Origin of the sequence: Eubacterium aggregans (assembly GCF_900107815.1) — a bacterium.
In the GTDB taxonomy this organism is placed as follows: domain Bacteria; phylum Bacillota; class Clostridia; order Eubacteriales; family Eubacteriaceae; genus Eubacterium_O; species Eubacterium_O aggregans.
Window position 1 is genome coordinate 1 of sequence record NZ_FNRK01000024.1, and the last position, 16,621, is coordinate 16,621.

Annotated in this window: 18 protein-coding genes, 3 tRNA genes and 1 rRNA gene; 21 read left to right on the forward strand and 1 reads right to left on the reverse strand. The window is 46.5% G+C overall.

The features are described 5' to 3' along the window. The first annotated feature begins 37 nt into the window (after nucleotides 1-37). Nucleotides 38-154 (forward strand): 5S ribosomal RNA (gene rrf / locus BLW33_RS11285). A 66-nt stretch (nucleotides 155-220) separates the two neighbouring features. On the opposite strand, the gene mutY is transcribed toward rrf, so the two are convergent. After that, entirely contained in the window at nucleotides 221-1,291 is a 1,071-nt protein-coding gene (mutY, locus tag BLW33_RS11290) for an A/G-specific adenine glycosylase (protein WP_090308935.1), read from the reverse strand. 263 nt (nucleotides 1,292-1,554) lie between these two features. Between mutY and BLW33_RS11295 the strand changes: the two genes are divergently transcribed. The 20 genes from BLW33_RS11295 (at nucleotide 1,555) to BLW33_RS11395 (ending at nucleotide 16,566) form a co-directional block, all read left to right on the forward strand. Further along, nucleotides 1,555-2,529 carry a G5 domain-containing protein gene (locus BLW33_RS11295; RefSeq protein WP_207647834.1) on the forward strand — a complete coding sequence of 325 codons (975 nt, stop codon included), beginning with the start codon at nucleotides 1,555-1,557 and terminating at the stop codon, nucleotides 2,527-2,529. 138 nt (nucleotides 2,530-2,667) lie between these two features. After that, a complete protein-coding gene (gene rffA / locus BLW33_RS11300; RefSeq protein ID WP_090308939.1) occupies nucleotides 2,668-3,795 on the forward strand; it encodes a dTDP-4-amino-4,6-dideoxygalactose transaminase in 1,128 nt (375 codons plus the stop codon). Nucleotides 3,796-3,808: 13 nt separating this feature from the next. Further along, nucleotides 3,809-4,927: an ATP-grasp domain-containing protein gene (locus tag BLW33_RS11305; protein WP_090308941.1), complete on the forward strand. Its 1,119-nt coding sequence runs from the start codon at nucleotides 3,809-3,811 to the stop codon at nucleotides 4,925-4,927. After that, nucleotides 4,927-5,889 carry a glycosyltransferase gene (locus tag BLW33_RS11310; protein WP_090308943.1) on the forward strand — a complete coding sequence of 321 codons (963 nt, stop codon included), beginning with the start codon at nucleotides 4,927-4,929 and terminating at the stop codon, nucleotides 5,887-5,889. The genes BLW33_RS11305 and BLW33_RS11310 overlap by 1 nt, the downstream gene beginning before the upstream one ends. Continuing rightward, nucleotides 5,870-6,217 carry an EamA family transporter gene (locus tag BLW33_RS11315; protein WP_090308945.1) on the forward strand — a complete coding sequence of 116 codons (348 nt, stop codon included), beginning with the start codon at nucleotides 5,870-5,872 and terminating at the stop codon, nucleotides 6,215-6,217. The genes BLW33_RS11310 and BLW33_RS11315 overlap by 20 nt, the downstream gene beginning before the upstream one ends. Further along, a complete protein-coding gene (locus BLW33_RS11320) occupies nucleotides 6,207-6,557 on the forward strand; it encodes an EamA family transporter (protein ID WP_332583268.1) in 351 nt (116 codons plus the stop codon). Before BLW33_RS11315 ends, BLW33_RS11320 begins: the two co-directional genes overlap by 11 nt. A 168-nt stretch (nucleotides 6,558-6,725) precedes the next feature. Then, nucleotides 6,726-8,105, forward strand: coding sequence for an ArnT family glycosyltransferase (locus BLW33_RS11330; protein ID WP_090308950.1), 1,380 nt, complete (start codon nucleotides 6,726-6,728; stop codon nucleotides 8,103-8,105). Between the two features lie 88 nt (nucleotides 8,106-8,193). Then, on the forward strand, nucleotides 8,194-9,258 hold the full coding sequence (locus BLW33_RS11335) for a branched-chain amino acid aminotransferase (RefSeq protein ID WP_090308953.1): 1,065 nt from the start codon (nucleotides 8,194-8,196) through the stop codon (nucleotides 9,256-9,258). Nucleotides 9,259-9,336: 78 nt separating this feature from the next. Beyond that, nucleotides 9,337-9,425 (forward strand) — tRNA-Ser (locus tag BLW33_RS11340). 275 nt (nucleotides 9,426-9,700) lie between these two features. Further along, nucleotides 9,701-9,792 (forward strand) — tRNA-Ser (locus BLW33_RS11345). A gap of 289 nt (nucleotides 9,793-10,081) precedes the next feature. Next, nucleotides 10,082-11,263, forward strand: coding sequence for a GspE/PulE family protein (locus tag BLW33_RS11350; protein WP_143032633.1), 1,182 nt, complete (start codon nucleotides 10,082-10,084; stop codon nucleotides 11,261-11,263). After that, nucleotides 11,253-12,332: a type II secretion system F family protein gene (locus BLW33_RS11355; RefSeq protein ID WP_090308958.1), complete on the forward strand. Its 1,080-nt coding sequence runs from the start codon at nucleotides 11,253-11,255 to the stop codon at nucleotides 12,330-12,332. Before BLW33_RS11350 ends, BLW33_RS11355 begins: the two co-directional genes overlap by 11 nt. A 42-nt stretch (nucleotides 12,333-12,374) precedes the next feature. Beyond that, complete coding sequence (locus tag BLW33_RS11360) at nucleotides 12,375-12,764, forward strand: competence type IV pilus major pilin ComGC (RefSeq protein ID WP_090308961.1); 390 nt, start codon at nucleotides 12,375-12,377, stop codon at nucleotides 12,762-12,764. Beyond that, a complete protein-coding gene (locus BLW33_RS11365) occupies nucleotides 12,764-13,231 on the forward strand; it encodes a prepilin-type N-terminal cleavage/methylation domain-containing protein (protein WP_143032635.1) in 468 nt (155 codons plus the stop codon). Before BLW33_RS11360 ends, BLW33_RS11365 begins: the two co-directional genes overlap by 1 nt. Continuing rightward, nucleotides 13,215-13,583, forward strand: coding sequence for a hypothetical protein (locus tag BLW33_RS11370; RefSeq protein WP_090308965.1), 369 nt, complete (start codon nucleotides 13,215-13,217; stop codon nucleotides 13,581-13,583). Before BLW33_RS11365 ends, BLW33_RS11370 begins: the two co-directional genes overlap by 17 nt. Further along, nucleotides 13,561-14,112: a PulJ/GspJ family protein gene (locus BLW33_RS11375; RefSeq protein ID WP_176966712.1), complete on the forward strand. Its 552-nt coding sequence runs from the start codon at nucleotides 13,561-13,563 to the stop codon at nucleotides 14,110-14,112. The genes BLW33_RS11370 and BLW33_RS11375 overlap by 23 nt, the downstream gene beginning before the upstream one ends. Continuing rightward, complete coding sequence (locus tag BLW33_RS11380) at nucleotides 14,057-14,497, forward strand: hypothetical protein (protein WP_090308970.1); 441 nt, start codon at nucleotides 14,057-14,059, stop codon at nucleotides 14,495-14,497. The genes BLW33_RS11375 and BLW33_RS11380 overlap by 56 nt, the downstream gene beginning before the upstream one ends. Nucleotides 14,498-14,519: 22 nt before the next feature. Next, entirely contained in the window at nucleotides 14,520-15,647 is a 1,128-nt protein-coding gene (locus BLW33_RS11385) for a DUF362 domain-containing protein (RefSeq protein ID WP_090308973.1), read from the forward strand. After that, nucleotides 15,644-16,381, forward strand: coding sequence for a type I 3-dehydroquinate dehydratase (gene aroD, locus BLW33_RS11390; protein WP_090308976.1), 738 nt, complete (start codon nucleotides 15,644-15,646; stop codon nucleotides 16,379-16,381). Before BLW33_RS11385 ends, aroD begins: the two co-directional genes overlap by 4 nt. A 98-nt stretch (nucleotides 16,382-16,479) precedes the next feature. Continuing rightward, nucleotides 16,480-16,566: transfer RNA gene (locus BLW33_RS11395), tRNA-Leu, on the forward strand. The last annotated feature ends 55 nt before the right edge of the window (nucleotides 16,567-16,621 follow it).

Consider the following 16,621-nt stretch of genomic DNA (forward strand, 5'->3'; position numbering starts at 1 on the left):
TGTACATTATGCTATTTACATATTAAAAGGATATTTAATCCGTGACGATAGCGTGGAGGGTACACCTGTTCCCATACCGAACACAGAAGTTAAGCTCCACAGCGCCGAAAGTACTTGCTGGGTAACTGGCTGGGAGGATAGGACGTTGCGGATTTTTTAATTTTTTGATAAATTTTGAAAAGAGGATTTACCGTTGCTGGTAAATCCTCTTTTTCCATTATTACTTTTTAATACGAATAAAGCGTAGAAGCTTAGAAAATGCAATTGGTAGTGTAATCTTTTGTTCCAAATCAGTCCAGGATACAAAAACCGTATTATCCTGGTATTGACCTTGAGGCTCTCCCACCTGTACACCAGTGAGATGAAAACCATAGATGGACATATCCCAGATGATGTGGGAGAAAACGTGTTTCTCTTTTCCCAACAGCTGGGCAGGCGGAAGAATTGAAAAGCACTCCTCGAGGTAGTTGGTAATAGAATCTCCGGGCACCGCGTTGGCTTCACAAATTGGGAAGCTCCACAGCCCTGATAACAACCCTGAATTAGGCCGCTTGAGAATATAAATACCCTCCGCATCATATAGAAGTGCGACCTCCATGGGCAGGCGCTTTTGCTTGATTTTTTTTGTTTTTACAGGGACTTGCTCTGTTGTACCAGAAGCAAAGGCAGAACAAGCCTCTCGAACGGGACAAAGTAAACAGGAGGGGGCTTTGGGCGTACAAATCAGGGCCCCTAACTCCATTAACCCTTCATTAAAATCACCGGGGTGAATGGGTAAAGCCGCATCAACCCACTGGGTTACTTTTTTCTTTGTAGGACCTTGGGCAATATCATCCTTCCAATTATTAAAACGTGTAATTACCCGCAGGACATTGCCATCCACCGCTGAGACCTGAAGTCCAAGGGCAATGCTGGCAATGGCACCACCAGTATAAGGTCCCACACCGGGTAATGCCAGAATCTCTTCGTAGTCGCCAGGGAACCGACCATGATGTTCTTTCATAATTTGCTTTGCCGCTTTATGGAGATTTTTGGCTCGTGAATAATAGCCTAAACCTTCCCAGGCTTTAAGAACATCGCTTTCTTCAGCCGCAGCCAGTGTGGACACATCGGGGAACTTCTGGATGAATTGCTTATAGTAGGGAATCAAGGTATCAATTTGAGTTTGCTGGGCCATGATTTCTGAGATCCAAATGGAATAAGGATCTTTGGTCTTCCGAAAGGGAAGATCACGTTTGTTTTCTTGAAACCAATGGACTAAATTACTTGCGAATTGTTGCTTTCTCTCCATTTATCCTCCGTTTGTTACAATTTTGATACAGATTTATTGACAATTTCGATATATTTTGTTACAATAATACAGGAAATGAAAATCCGATGATAATCTTTTAGAAAGGTGTTTATATGGATAAAATTAAACAAACGGCAGGTCTAGCTGTAGGGGCGATTCGAAGACATCGGAAAGAAGCAATCACACTTTTTTCCCTCTTTCTTTTCGTCGTTGCAATGGGGCTGACCTGCGCCTTTAATGTAACAAAAAATATTCAAATTAATGTGGACTCTAAAGAGAAGGCTGCCATCGGGTCGGTCCAAACAAAGACTGTTTCTGCAGCGCTAATGACCCCTATTGAGGAGATCCTTCAGAGCGAAGGAGTCAACATTACTGATGATTATACCGTAGATACAGACTTAAGTAAATTGGCTAAAGATGTTGATGTGGTAAATGTCACTAAAAACGTTAAGGGAACGGTTATTGCAGATGGCAAGTCCGTTGATTTTGATTCGACAGCCAAGACGGTGGGGGATCTTCTGGACGAGCTAAGCCTGAACGTGGACGAAAACGATGAAGTCACACCCGCAAAAAATGATGTGTTGACCACCGATGTCAGTCAAATCAGCGTGGCACGTATTGAGGTGAAGACAGAGGCCCGGGAAGATCAAATTCCCTTTGGGATTGAAGAAACGGTGAACGATCAACTAGGGACAGATGTGCAGAATATTACCACGCCTGGAGTAAATGGACTGGAAAATGTGGTGGATCAGGTGACCTACCGCGATGGGCAGGAGGTTGCCCGTAATACTCTTGCGAAGGTTACGCTGAAAGCGCCAGTAAACCAAATTGTTGAAGTTGGAACCAAGCTTCCTGGTGGCGGTAATTTATCCACAGGAAATAGAACTGAGGATCCAGGCAGTAATATGGATCTCATCAGTGCGGTTGTCGCCCAAGAGGGAGGACATACCTATGAAGGGGCGCTGGCCGTTATCTCCTGTATGATGAACCGTGCCGATGTTGGCAGCTGGGGTGGTGGCGATGTCATCAGTGTGATCAAGGCGCCAGGCCAGTTTGCAGCATACTTAGATGGTGACTATTCCAAATATATGGGAGCCGCTTTACCAGAGGTCCGTCAGGCCGTTACAGACTGCATGGTCGGTGGGAAGAGAAGCCACAATTATTTAAGTTTTAGAAGCTATCAGACCAGTGGATCAGTACAAATTGCTGGTGGAAACTGGTACTTCAATGAAAAGTAATTAATACTTATCCAAGAAACCTGTAGAAATACAGGTTTTTTTGATGCTTTAGGCATTTGTTTCACATTTAAAGCAATCCTTAGGGTATAATAAAAATATTAATTAATGCAATGCACAAAGGAGTTGTCATTTCGATTTATGATTTCATTCAATAAACCGCCCTTTCTTGGGACTGAATTTAAGTATATTAAAGAAGCCATCGACAATAAACAGATTAGTGGGGATGGTGCATTTACCAAGCGCTGTAGTCAGTGGTTTGAAAACCAGCTGGGAGGAAGTCCAGTATTGTTGACAACCTCTTGTACCCACGCCTTGGAAATGGCCGCATTGTTGTTGAATATCAAACCCGGGGATGAGGTCATTATGCCTGCCTACACCTTCGTTTCTACGGCCAATGCCTTTGTTCTGCGTGGGGCGCAGGTCGTTTTTGTAGATATTCGTCCGGATACCCTTAATCTTGATGAAACCTTGATTGAAGATGCCATTACGGATAAGACCGTTGCCATTGTTCCAGTACATTATGCTGGTGTTGCTTGCGAGATGGATACAATCAATGCCATTGCGAAAAAACATGGACTAAAGGTGGTGGAGGATGCCGCCCAGGGAGTCATGGCTTTCTATAAGGGGAAGCCACTGGGAACACTGGGGGATTTAGGATGTTTTAGCTTCCATGAAACGAAGAATTACAGCATGGGAGAAGGTGGCGCCCTGGTGATGGGATCACCGGATTATGTGGAAACCGCAGAAATCATCCGGGAAAAGGGGACAAATCGGAGTCGCTTTTTCCGGGGGGAAATCGATAAATACACCTGGGTGGAAACCGGCTCCTCCTATTTACCCAGCGATATGAATGCGGCCTATTTGTGGGCCCAGCTTCAGGAGGCCCAGGCCATTAACGGGGATCGCCTGAACAGCTGGAACTATTATCACGAGGCTTTGGCACCCTTGTCGGAAGCGGGTAAGATTACCCTTCCGACCATTCCAAAGGAGTGTACCCACAATGCCCATATGTTCTATATCAAGGCCGCGGATTTAGAAGAACGAACGGCACTGATGGCCCATATGAAGGCAGCAGGGGTCCAGGCGATTTTCCATTATATTCCCTTGCACACGGCCCCGGAAGGGCGTCGGGTTGGACGCTTTCATGGGGAGGATCGCTTTACCACGGTGGAAAGTGAACGCATATTGCGGCTGCCCATGTACTATGGCCTGGGGGAAAAGGATCAGGATCAGGTGGTGGATGCGGTTAAGGCCTTTTATCGTTAATGGAGGGGACCTTATGAAGCAGAAAATTGCAATTATTGGAGCCAGTGCCTTTCAGAATCCTTTGATTTTAAAGGCAAAGGAAAAGGGATATGAAACCCATGTGTTCGCCTGGAAGGCTGGGGATGTGGGGGAACGCACAGCAGATGTTTTTTATGACGTCAGCATTACCGAAAAGGATGAAATTCTGGAAATCTGTCAAAGAGAGGGGATTTCTGGGATCTGCTCCATCGGTTCGGATTTGGCGTGTCTTGCCGTGAGCTATGTGGCTGAAAAAATGGGGCTGACGGCCAATTCAATTCAATGCTCAGAAATCAGCACCAATAAGTATAAAATGCGCCAGGCCTTTTTGACAGGAAACGACCCCATTCCAGGTTTTATGGCGGGGGATGAATCAACCCAGGCTGGGGAGGTATCCCTTCGTTATCCTCTGATTGTAAAACCGACGGATCGTTCGGGAAGCCGTGGGGTTACCCGGGTGGAGACACCAGAGGCGCTTAAACCGGCCATTGAAGCAGCATTACAGGATTCTTTTGAAAAAAAAGTCATGATTGAGGAGTATATCGGGGGTCAGGAGTATAGTGTGGAGTGTGTTTCCTGGGAGGGAAAGCATTCTTTCCTGGCCCTTACCCAGAAATGGACAACAGGGAGCCCTCATTTCATCGAGACGGGTCATTATCAGCCCGCCGAAGTGTCTGAAGAATGTCTGAAGGCCATCCGTGTGGTCGTTTTCCATGCCCTGGATTCATTGGGCATTCGTTATGGGGCCTCCCATTCTGAAATTAAGGTGATGGATGGGGATATCCGGATCATCGAAATTGGCGGGCGTATGGGGGGAGACTGTATTGGCTCCCATCTTGTGCCGGTGTCTACGGGAATGGATTTTGTGGGAATGGCGGTGGATATCGCCTGTGGCCAGGCACCGGATTTCACCTTGAAAAGAAAACCAGAACCTGTAGCCATCCGTTTTATCTTTGGAGAAAAGGATAAGGCACAGTATGCTGCCTTAAAGGCCACCCGGCCCCAGGATATCCTAATAACTGATTTTGAAAATGTGGCGGTGGGCAGCGACGTGGTGACGGACAGCTCTAACCGACATGGCTTTTATATTTATCGTGGTGATTGGAGGATTTGATGCCAAAAAAAGAAAAAATATCCTTTGTGATTCCTTGTTATCGCTCGGAACAGACTATCACAGCTGTTGTGAAGGATATTAAAGATACGGTGAGAACACGACCTGAATACGATTATGAAATCATCCTGGTGAATGATGGATCTCCAGATGATACTTACAGTGTTTTACAACAAATTGCGGCAGCGAATCCCGAGGTTGTCGTCGTTAATCTGATGCGTAATTTTGGCCAGGCCTCTGCCATTATGGCGGGATACCACGAAGTTACCGGGGATTTGGTCATCAATCTGGATGATGACGGCCAGACAGACCCCAAGCAAATGTTTACTCTGGTGGATCAGCTAAAAGAGGGTTATGATGTGGTTTATGCCTTATACAATAATAAGCAGCATAGCTGGTTTCGTAATTTTGGGTCGAAGATTAATGATATCATGGCGGATCATCTCATTGGTAAGCCCCGCAATTTGGTGTTTACCAGTTATTTTTGTGCCATCCGAAAGGTCATTGATGAGGTGGTGAAGTATGATAAGCCCTACCCCTATGTGGATGGTCTGGTGATCCGGGTCACACGGAATGTATCCTCTGCTCCTATTCACCATAAATCAAGGGAAGCGGGAGAATCCGGCTACACCTTTGGAAAACTCATTTCCCTATGGTTAGATGGGTTTACGGCCTTTTCGGTTAAACCCCTGCGTATTGCCACAATTTTAGGCTTTGTAGTTGCACTATTGGGGTTTATTTATGGGATTTATACCATTGTGATGCAATTTGTCAATCCCAGCGAAATTAGCGGTTGGCCCTCACTGATTTCTGCAGTGGTCTTTTTGGGTGGGGTCAATATGGTGCTTCTGGGCCTGGTGGGTGAGTACGTTGGCCGGGTTTATATCAGTATGAATAATGCACCGCAGTTTATTGTGCGCAATGTCATTACCCAGGAGGTACGCTATGAACGCGATCAAGGCTAAGGATTTCCTCTTTTTGCACGGACTCTTATTCGTCTATTCGTTAAGCGCGGTGTGCTCTAAAATGGCAGCGGGTTTTGACTTCCTTTCAACCGGTTTTATTTTATATTATGGCTTGGTGTTGGTCATTTTAGTTGTTTATGCACTGCTGTGGCAGCAAGTGCTCAGGCGAATGCCCCTGACTGTCGCCTTTGCCAATAAAGCGGTGGTTATTATTTGGGGAATCGTCTGGGGTATGCTTTTGTTTGGGGAAACCCTGCGTCCAGGGATGGTGGTCGGTGCGATTGTCATTATTGCGGGGATTTATCTGGTGGTGACCGATGATGCATGAAATGTGGCCTTTTATTCTGATTTTCCTGATTTCGGTGCTAGTCTCATCTATTTCTCAGATCGTTTTAAAAATCAGTGCCAATAAGGAATACGACAGTTTAATCCGGGAGTATCTGAATGTCCGGGTCATTCTGGCCTATGGCCTTTTCTTTGGTTCCACCCTTTTGACCACCTATGCCTACCGCGGGGTACCCCTTTCCCTGGGGCCTGTCATTGAATGCACAGGTTATGTTTACGTGGCCGTACTGGGGGCCATGGTTTTAAAAGAGAAATTTTCGAAAAAGAAGGTTATTGGCAATGTTTTAATCGTATTGGGGATTTTGGTGTATGCGTTATGGTAGGAAAGGTATTTTTAAGCATTCTAACATTGCTGCTGTTTATAGCGGTTTTGTGGAAGGTCGTTCCAGCCATCATGACAACTGGCAATGTGGTCTTTGATGTATGGTTAGGATTAGCCACTATTACTTTTCTTACTTTTTGGATTGCTATGATTCTACGGAGGGACCCCAATGACCCAAATCACTAGGTTTTGTAAAAATTATTCTCTGGAGATCCTCTTTATCCTCTTTATCTTTACAATTTATATGTGCTGGGCCATTCTCATCCCCTACAATCAGGCGCCAGATGAGCAAATGCGATATCTGATTCCCAAGTTTATTTTTAAACATGGCACCTTGCCTTTGGGGGATAATCCCGAAATTGTAAATCGGACCTGGGGGCAATCTTATGCCTATCAGCCCATTCTAGCCTATCAAATTGCCGCTGTTGGCATGAAAATTGGCGCTTTCTTTGGAATGCCGGAAAATAGTCTGTATCTGTCTGCCCGGGTGTGCAATGTCTTATTCGGGACAGGGACGGCAATTCTGGCCCTGGCCATTGGATGCCGGGCTTTTCCTGGAAAATATAAATTCCTTTTCCCGGTTTTGCTCTGTCTTTGGCCGGAGGTTATCTTTATCAATGCCTATGTGAATAATGATGCCCTTGCCTTTTTCTCGGCAACGCTTATTTTTTATGCCTGGATTCTGGGGCATCAGCGCGAGTGGGACCTAAAAAGCTGTATTGTTCTTGCCCTTGGGTTATCCCTTTGCTTTTTATCCTATTACAATGCCTATGGATTCATTTTTTGTTCGGCTTTTTTATACGCCGCCGAGTATTATCTGAATCGGAAAAGATGGTCGCTCAAAAGATTCCTGGGCTATGGATTGATGATTGTCGGAATCTGTGCGGTTTTGGCCGGCTGGTGGTTTGTCCGCAGTGCCATTCTTTATGACGGAGACTTTTTGGGGCTTGCAGCCAGTAATGCTTTGGCCGAGAAGCTGGCCCAGCCCGCCTTTAAGCCATCAACCCATATGACCCCACAAAATCAGGGGTATTCCTTATTACAGATGTTGATTGGTCCCATTACGCTTGGTGGTCATCTATCAAGGGGGTGGCTGTTTAATAGTGTTATCAGTATTATTGGTGTTTTCGGAAACGCGAGCATTGCGATGTCGATAGTGTCCTATCTACTCATGGGGGGGATGGTCCTGGGCGGATTGATTTGTGCTTTTTTTTGTTGGTGGTTCACCAAGCGCAAGGTAATGGTGAGTTATGATTGGATCTGGGGGATAGCATTATTTCTGGCAATCCTGATCCCTGTATCCATTGGAATATACTACTCTTACACCAGTGATTATCAGCCCCAAGGGCGTTATATTATTACTCTGCTGATTCCACTGCTCTATCTGATTACTTGGGGATACATTTGGTTTCAGGAATGGATTAATGAGAAATCGATGTTTTTACGAAAGCATTGTCAGGTGCCAGTACAAGAAGGTCTGATGGGGATGGTGTCCTGTGTATCTTTTGTGGCATTGTGTGGCACACTGTTTAATTATTATCATGGATAAGGAATAGAAAATTTTAGATTACCTCTTGTGTATTGTATACAATAATTGTTATACTTATAAGAAGATATTAAGATTGGAGTGGAGAACAATGGAAATAAAGGTTATCAAAACAGAGAATCCGAAAAAAAAGCCCGATGAAGGGAACCTTCCCTTTGGAACATGCTTTACGGATCATATGTTTACAATGGAGTATACCGAAGGCCTGGGGTGGCACGACGCTCAAATCCTTCCCTATGGCCCTATCGCCCTTGAACCGGCCTGTAGTGTGTTTCACTATGCTCAGGAAGTCTTTGAGGGGCTAAAGGCCTATAAAACAGAGGATGGCAGCATTCAATTATTTCGCCCGACAGAAAATCTGGCGCGGATGAATCGGTCAAACGAACGGATGTGTATCCCTCAGATTGATGAGGCCTTTGTGTTGGATGCCCTGAAGCAGCTCGTTGCGCTGGAACAGGATTGGATCCCGACGGCACCTGGGACGTCCTTGTATATTCGCCCCTTTGTCTTTGCTACAGATCCCTATATTGGGGTACGTGTAAGTCAGACTTATAAATTCTTTATCATCCTATGTCCTGTGGGAGCTTACTACGAAACGGGCCTGAAGCCGGCGATGATGCATATTGAAAAGGTTTATGCCAGAACCGTGGTTGGTGGTACGGGAGAAGCTAAATGCGGGGGGAATTACGCTGGCAGCCTAGCTGCCAGTGCTAAAGCCCATGAAGCAGGCTACGAAGAAACACTGTGGCTGGACGGCGCGACCCGCCAGAATATTGAAGAGGTGGGATCGTGTAATGTGATGTTTAAAATTGATGGAAAATTTGTGACTCCAAAACTGACGGGCACTATTCTTCCAGGGATTACCCGCAAAAGCATCATTGAGCTTCTTAAAAGCTGGGGAGAAACTGTTGAGGAACGGATCATTTCCATTAAAGAGTTTGTCGAATTGTACCATCAGGGTAAGGTAGAGGAAGTTTTCGGCATGGGAACTGCGGCCGTAGTATCACCCATTGGCAGATTAAACTATGAGGGTGAAGATATGATTTTCAACAATGACGAAATTGGAGAATCGGCTCAAAAAATCTACGATACCCTCTGTGGGATTCAACGTGGCACCGAGGACGATACCTTTGGATGGATTGTTAAAGTTTGCTAAATCAACTAAAAAATGATTGATGTGAAAAAGCTATTGACAGGGGCGAAAGCCCCTGTTATAATAAATATCGCGTCACATCGAGAGGTACCGAAGCGGTCATAACGGGGCGGTCTTGAAAACCGTTAGGGTGCAAGCCCACGTGGGTTCGAATCCCACCCTCTCGGCCAGAATTTGTATGAGATTTCTAATAGGACAAATGCTGAGTTGTGAGGTCCAGATTAATTGGATTCGACCCCAGTGTGGGTCTGAGCCGTGAAGAAAACAATTGTGAATTGTTTTTAGGCGAATCCGTGAGGCGTATCAGCCGAAACGGGGTGATTACCGAAGGTAAGCACAATCCCACCCTCTCGGCCAGATTTCCTTTGACCGATATTATGGAATCTGTTATAATAAAGAAACAAGATGAACCATTCGAAATAGCAAGAATGGGGATTGTATTGATGGAGAAGTACTCAAGTGGCTATAAGAGGTGCCCCTGCTAAGGGTATAGGCCGTTAACGCGGTGCGTGGGTTCAAATCCCACCTTCTCCGCCATCGCCTTAAACACTGGGTTTCAATTGAATTGAAGCTCAGTTTTTTTATGCAAGAGACTCTCAATAAAAAACGAATTTATTAGAGAGAAAAAAGATGATTAGATAAAATAGAAAAATTATCACACGAAGCGCAGAAGGTAGGACTCTGTGCTTTTTTATTGTTCAGAAGCATTTTAATTGAAATGTGAGGGATAACAACGATTAGGTGTCATTCAATGAAAACGCTTGACTAAAAGAGAAAATTGTTTTACACTTTCCTTAAGTTACAGGAGTATTTAAAGGGGAATGAAATGGAAAAGAAAATATGGCAGTCCAATCTGACTAAAAATCCAAAGGATGCAGATGATTATTATATCAAGCGTGTGGATGCCATTATAGAAAATGCCGTGTATCGAAGGGCTTCAGACATCCATCTGGAGCCCTTTTCTGTTGATCGGATGCGGATTCGATACCGTATCGATGGAAAATTATGTGTAGTAGAAGAAGAGCCGTATCAATTTTTTGATAGATTGATTACGCGTATAAAGATCCTTTCAAAGTTGAATATTACGGAGTCTCGTTTACCCCAGGACGGTGCATTTCAGCACTGCTTTGGGGAGAAGCGGATTGATATTCGCGTCTCTACGATGCCAACAGAATATGGTGAAAACCTTGTTTTGCGCCTTTTGGGGTGTATGGACGGTCTGAATACACTTTCGGGGATTGGAATGCTGGGGGAGGATCAGCAGAGGTTACAGCGGATGCTGACTCATCAGTCTGGCCTCATTCTCTTCAATGGGATGACGGGGAGTGGGAAGACAACCACCTTATACGCGGTAATGTCACAGCTTAATGATTCGGGCGTTCATATGTTATCTATTGAAGATCCTGTGGAGATGAATATCCCGGGGGTTACTCAAATCCCGGTTAATCCGGAAATCGGCTTGACAATTCACGAAGTCCTTAAGTCGGTACTGCGTCAGGACCCGGATATTATTTGTGTTGGGGAGATTCGGGATGATGCTGTAGCCATGACTGCGGTGCGGGCAGCCTTAACGGGGCATTTGGTGCTGGCGACACTCCATACCATGGATGCTTGGTCCTCCCGGGAACGGTTACTTGATATGGGGGTTCCAGAGTATTTAATTCGGGCAGTGCTTCGGGGAGCGGTGTCCCAGCGCCTTTTAAGACGGCTGTGTCCTCACTGTAAGGAGGCCTATTTGGCATCAGAAAAGGAGTGCCACTACCTCAAGGGGAAAGGACCCTTGTCTTTGTATCGGGCAAAGGGGTGTGCGTGCTGTGGAGGGTCAGGCTATTTGGGACGCATTGGGATTTTTGAATTGCTGGTAATTGATCCGAGTTTTTGGAAGATTGGAGAAGACTGTCAAGGAGGTGTACCTGGGGGACAAGGCATCCTTCGAAAGGCGGCCCGATCATTGATTATTCAAGGAGTCACCTCCCTGGAAGAGGGGGTGCGTTGCATTGCCGGATGAAGGGTATGCGAAGGTCTTTTGGTCCCACACCTCTTCTCGTGCCCTTGGGCTTTTTTGTCAGCAGCTACAAATGCTTTTAGGAGCCGGGATTGTACCGGTGGATGCCTTTAACATACTGGCAGCAGAACGGAGGGGCCGCCAATTAGGAGAAGATGCAAGGCAGGTAGCAGATAGAATACGCCAGGGAAATAGTTTGTCCGCCAGTGTGGCCTTTAGCCCCAAAAGCTTTCCGCCACTAGTTACAAATATGCTAAAGGCAGCAGAGCGTGGCGGTGGTTTAGATCGTGTTTTACAGGGGCTGACCGATTATTATGATAACCAGGCGGACCTCAAAAGCCGATTAATTCAGGCGTTGATTTATCCTATTATTGTCATTGTTGTAGCAGTGGCGGTGGGGGTTTTTCTGCTGACTACTGTTTTCCCGGCGATTATCGGGACGATTGTCTCACTGGATGGGGAGGTCCCGACACCAACCCGAATGCTTCTGGGGATGAGTGAATTTGTCTCCGGGGGATGGCCTGTTTTAATCTTATTAATGGGCGCTTTAGTGGGTGGCATCCTTGCCGCTCGTCACCACGAAGGTTTTGGGTTTTGGTGGGATCGATGGGTGCTTAAGCTTCCTGTTATCGGGCGGCTGATCTATTATATGCAGGGTCTTCGGTTGGCAGAGTCCCTTGGGATTCTCTTAGGTAATGGGGTGGATATGTTAAGCAGCCTGGATACAGTGGGAGAGGTCCTGACCAATCGTCTTTTTAAAGCAGAGATCCAAGGGGTTAAGGAAAAGGTTCGACGGGGGTATTCCCTGGGGCAATGTTTTGATGAATCCTCACTGTTTAGGGGAGCTCTCTGTCAAATGGTGGCAGTGGGGGAACGCGCGGGTACTCTGGAGGAATCCCTTTATCGGGCGGCAGATTATTATACACAGGAGTCCAAACGCTGGATGAAGAATTTATCCACGGCGTTAGAGCCCGCCCTTATTTTATGCGTCGGGCTAATGGTGATGTTTTTTGCGGTTTCACTCATGGCTCCGATTTATCAGGTGTATGAAGGCTACTTGGAGTTCATGTAAACAAGTGGTGTGTTCATAAATCAACAGGTAGGAGGGAATATAATGAAAAGTGTTCAAGGTGTTTTAAGGGAAAAGGGTGGATTCACCCTGGCCGAATTGGTGGTTGTACTGGCCATTATTGGGCTGTTGGCCGGGATTGCGGTACCGGTTTACAGCAAGGCCCTAGGCGCTGCTCAGCAGAAAACGGATGAAACCAATGCCGCCATGGTGGAAAGTGCGGTACAGGTGTATGTGGCGGATACGGGGATGATGCCAAGTGTCGCAGCTACAAGTGGGACAAAAGAGGCTTTTGATGAAGTGGTGACAGTGTTATCAGGGGTTGGGTACTTAAATGTGTCCTCTATTACGTCGAAGAACAATAATGTTTTTGAATATAATAGCACAACGGGGAAAGTAAGCGTCAAAGTTGTTGTAGCACCAACTCCGACCTGATGCAAATGAGGTATAACAACTGCTTTGGCTATACCCTCTCAGAAGTCATCGTCACCCTATCCATCCTATCCCTTTTAACGATCGGGACGGTGGGGGTAGGCATGGGGGCATGGAAGCATCTTGAAGATCAGCAGTTTGAGGCGGAGTGTGAGTTGTTACTCAAAGAAATATTAGCCACTAAAGAGATGGGGATGATGTCTGGAGATGGAAAAGGGGCGGCGGTTACGCTATATGCGAATAAAGTATATTTAGGCACCTATGAAAATGGGATGTTTATGCAGCGATCAAAGGTCTTTAAACATCTGACTATAAAAGTAGCCGATGCGGTTAAAATTGTCTTTACTCCCGATGGTACCAACAGTATCTCCAATTCCTATTGGCTCAAGGGAAATGGAGGACAAAGCCGTTATCTGGTGGTGCAGCCTGGTGGCGGAAGGATATATTTGTCTGATGAAAAGCCAAGGTAGGAAGGGGAGTACTTTAGTAGAGGCAGTGGTCGCCTTAGGGATTTTATGCTGTGTCATAACGGTACTATTAGCGTTCACGGGGGTACTGCTGGCCGGACGACGGGCAGGCCAAACCGTGATCCAGGAGGGAATTCAGCTCAACACCATTCGGGATGAGTCAGCCAAGGCCCTCCAGGAGCTAGGCACTGGCGATGAAGCGGTCATTATTACCACCATTGGAACGGTGGTTGGCCGATATCCACCCTGGATCTATCGGGTAGAAGGGGTCGATCGCGGACTTGTCACCGTCGTATTTATCTACCCCCATGAGGGAGGGGAGCACTGTTATCGTGGGAAAATATTCATCGATTAGACGGCGGAAAGACAGCTCCGGATTTACCCTGGTGGAGCTAATGGTCAGCCTGGCCGTCATTGCAATGGTGATGTTCCTTGTGCTGTCTACCCTGGCATTTTTTAATCAGATTTCCTCGGGACTACGATACGATGCAGAGGAGGAGGCTACCTTTCGCCGAATTCATCTGGTTGTTCAAAAACAAATTGAGCGATCGGATGTCCTTTATACAAAGGGGGGACAGGTTTACCTGATGGATTTGGAGAATCCTACCCTGTATATGGATTATTATCGGCACGACTCCACCAGTGGGACACTCTACCGCTGCAAGGTCCACCGAAATAATCTGGTCGATATCGGTCCAGGTCAATATAGCCAGCTAGCCCGGGATGTGGTCGATTTTACGTTGAAAGCACAAACAGATGAGACGGGAGAATTTGATGGAATCATTGCAATGCATTTGGTTTTGAAACAGGGTGGAAAGGAGCAGGATTATGATGCGGCCTTTACGTATCCTGGGGGAGAAAAGGCCATCCTTCGAAAAGAATGAGGCTGGATATGTTCTGGTGTTGGTGCTGGTAATCCTTGCCTTGGTGATGGGAACTGGTGTTATTTTATTGACCAGAATGCAGTTGGATTTAAAGGACGGCATCGCCTATCAGGAATATCAGTACTGTATTTTTCTCGGAAAAAGTGCGGCAGAGGAATGCCGATGGGCTTTAGCGACGGACCCCAATTACCATGGAACGGATGGACTACAATCCGGTGAGGAAGGATCAACCTACCGCATCCTAGTCCAACAAAATTCCGAAACCCAACGTGGCCTTATTCTGGAGTGTCGTTACGGCCGATACCAGCGCTATTATACAGGAATAGCAGAAATTGACAGAAATACTGGTCAAATCAACAATTTTTCGCTACAATTAAAATATTAATTGATGAATCGAGGAGACCAGAATGAGTAAGAGTAAGGTATATTTTACAGATTTGCGTACCCATGGCGGGACAACCCTGCTGCAAAAGCTGGAAAAGCTGGTTAAAAAAGCGGGATTGATGGAAATGGATTTTGAAAACCGCTTTACGGCCATTAAAATTCATTTTGGGGAACCGGGGAACGTGGCTTATCTTCGCCCAAATTTCTCCCGGGTGATTGTGGATATGGTTCGGGAAGCAGGGGGAAAGCCATTTTTGACAGACTGCAACACCCTCTATGTCGGCCGTCGGAAGGATGCCTTGGAGCATTTGGATGCGGCCTATGAAAATGGCTATAATCCCTTTGCCACCCATTGCCAGATGATCATTGCCGATGGACTAAAAGGAACGGATGATGTGGAGGTCCCCGTGGATGGGGAATACGTCAACAAAGCCAAAATTGGCCGGGCCATCATGGATGCAGATATCCTGATCTCCATGACCCATTTCAAGGGCCACGAGAACACGGGCTTTGGCGGCACCATTAAAAATATCGGAATGGGCTCAGGCTCCCGACGGGGTAAAATGGAAATGCACGCGGCCGGAAAGCCGTCGGTACTGTCTAAACGTTGCCGGGATTGCAAGGTCTGCGGTAAAATTTGCGCCTTTGGAGCCATCCGCTATGACAATGGGAGTGCCGCCATCAACCACGATGTCTGTGTGGGCTGTGGGCGATGCATGGGGGTCTGTGCCTTCGATGCCATTGTGTCGCCTTATGATGAAAGTTTTGACATCCTCAACAGAAAAATGGCAGAGTACACCCTGGCCGTCGTGAAGGATCGCCCCCAATTCCACATCAGCTTCGTCATGGATGTTTCTCCCTTCTGTGATTGCCATGCCGAAAATGATTTACCAATTATTCAGGATGTGGGAATCTTTGCATCCACAGACCCCGTGGCTCTGGACCAGGCCTGTGCTGATGCCTGTAATGCGGCACCGGTCATCTCTGGGAGCTATTTAGATGACCAGCTAAAGGGGCATAACCACGGACATGATGCCACCGGTGATCGATTCTGTGCCACCCATCCAGATACTGATTGGCGAGTATGCCTGTCCCATGGGGAGAAAATTGGTCTGGGAAGTCAAAGTTATGAGCTTATTACGGTGAAATGATGAAGGTGATTAAAAAAGATACCTTTGCACTCTGCGTTCCCATTACACCGAGGAATGCTGGAGAGCTGATGGCGCAAGTCCAGGCGGCTAGCGCCGCTGAACCCGACTTTATTGAATGGCGTCGGGATTATTTTGAACCGATTGCTCTCAATGAAGAACAGGAATTATTGTCAAAAATAAAAGAGATACGGGGAGGGGTGGGGTTGATTTATACCTACCGCAGCCCCTTAGAAGGGGGTATCGCCCAGGTTGAGGAAGCCCATCGGCTGACCTATATTTTAGGATGTATTGCCTGTGATGGAGCAGATTATATTGATGTTGAGCTGGATAGCTCTGCGGCCTTTAAGGCAGGGGTGAAAAAAGCCCTGGTTGAGAAAGAATGTGGCCTGATTTTATCCCAGCATCACTTTGACGAATGTGTATCAGAGGAAGCCATTGAAGCGATTTTCAGCGATATGATACAGGATGGGGCTGACATTCTGAAGCTGGCCATGATGCCAAAAACTCAAAAGGATGTCCGACAGGCGATAGCAGCTATTATTCGGGCAGGAACCTTCCACGATGTACCCATCATCAGTATATTAATGGGGATGGTGGGGGGAATAACCCGGATACTCCCAGACTATACCGGAGGATCTCTTAGCTTTGCCACCGTGGTGGACTCCACAGCACCTGGTCAATTATCGGTGTCAGAGGTACGCCGTATGCGTAAATCCATGGGCATTAATGTGTAGCATCATGAATGGCAACCGTAAAAAAATAAGATTTAGGGATTGAAATCCGAAATCACGTATGCTATTATTATGTTCGTAGCGTAAAGCATACGTATTTCGCCGAAGTGATGGAATTGGCAGACGTGACGGACTCAAAATCCGTTGGTAGCAATACCGTGTGGGTTCGAGTCCCACCTTCGGCACCATGCTAAAAATGAATGAAAGCCCCTGACCATGCGGTCGTAGGGGCTTTTCTTTTTG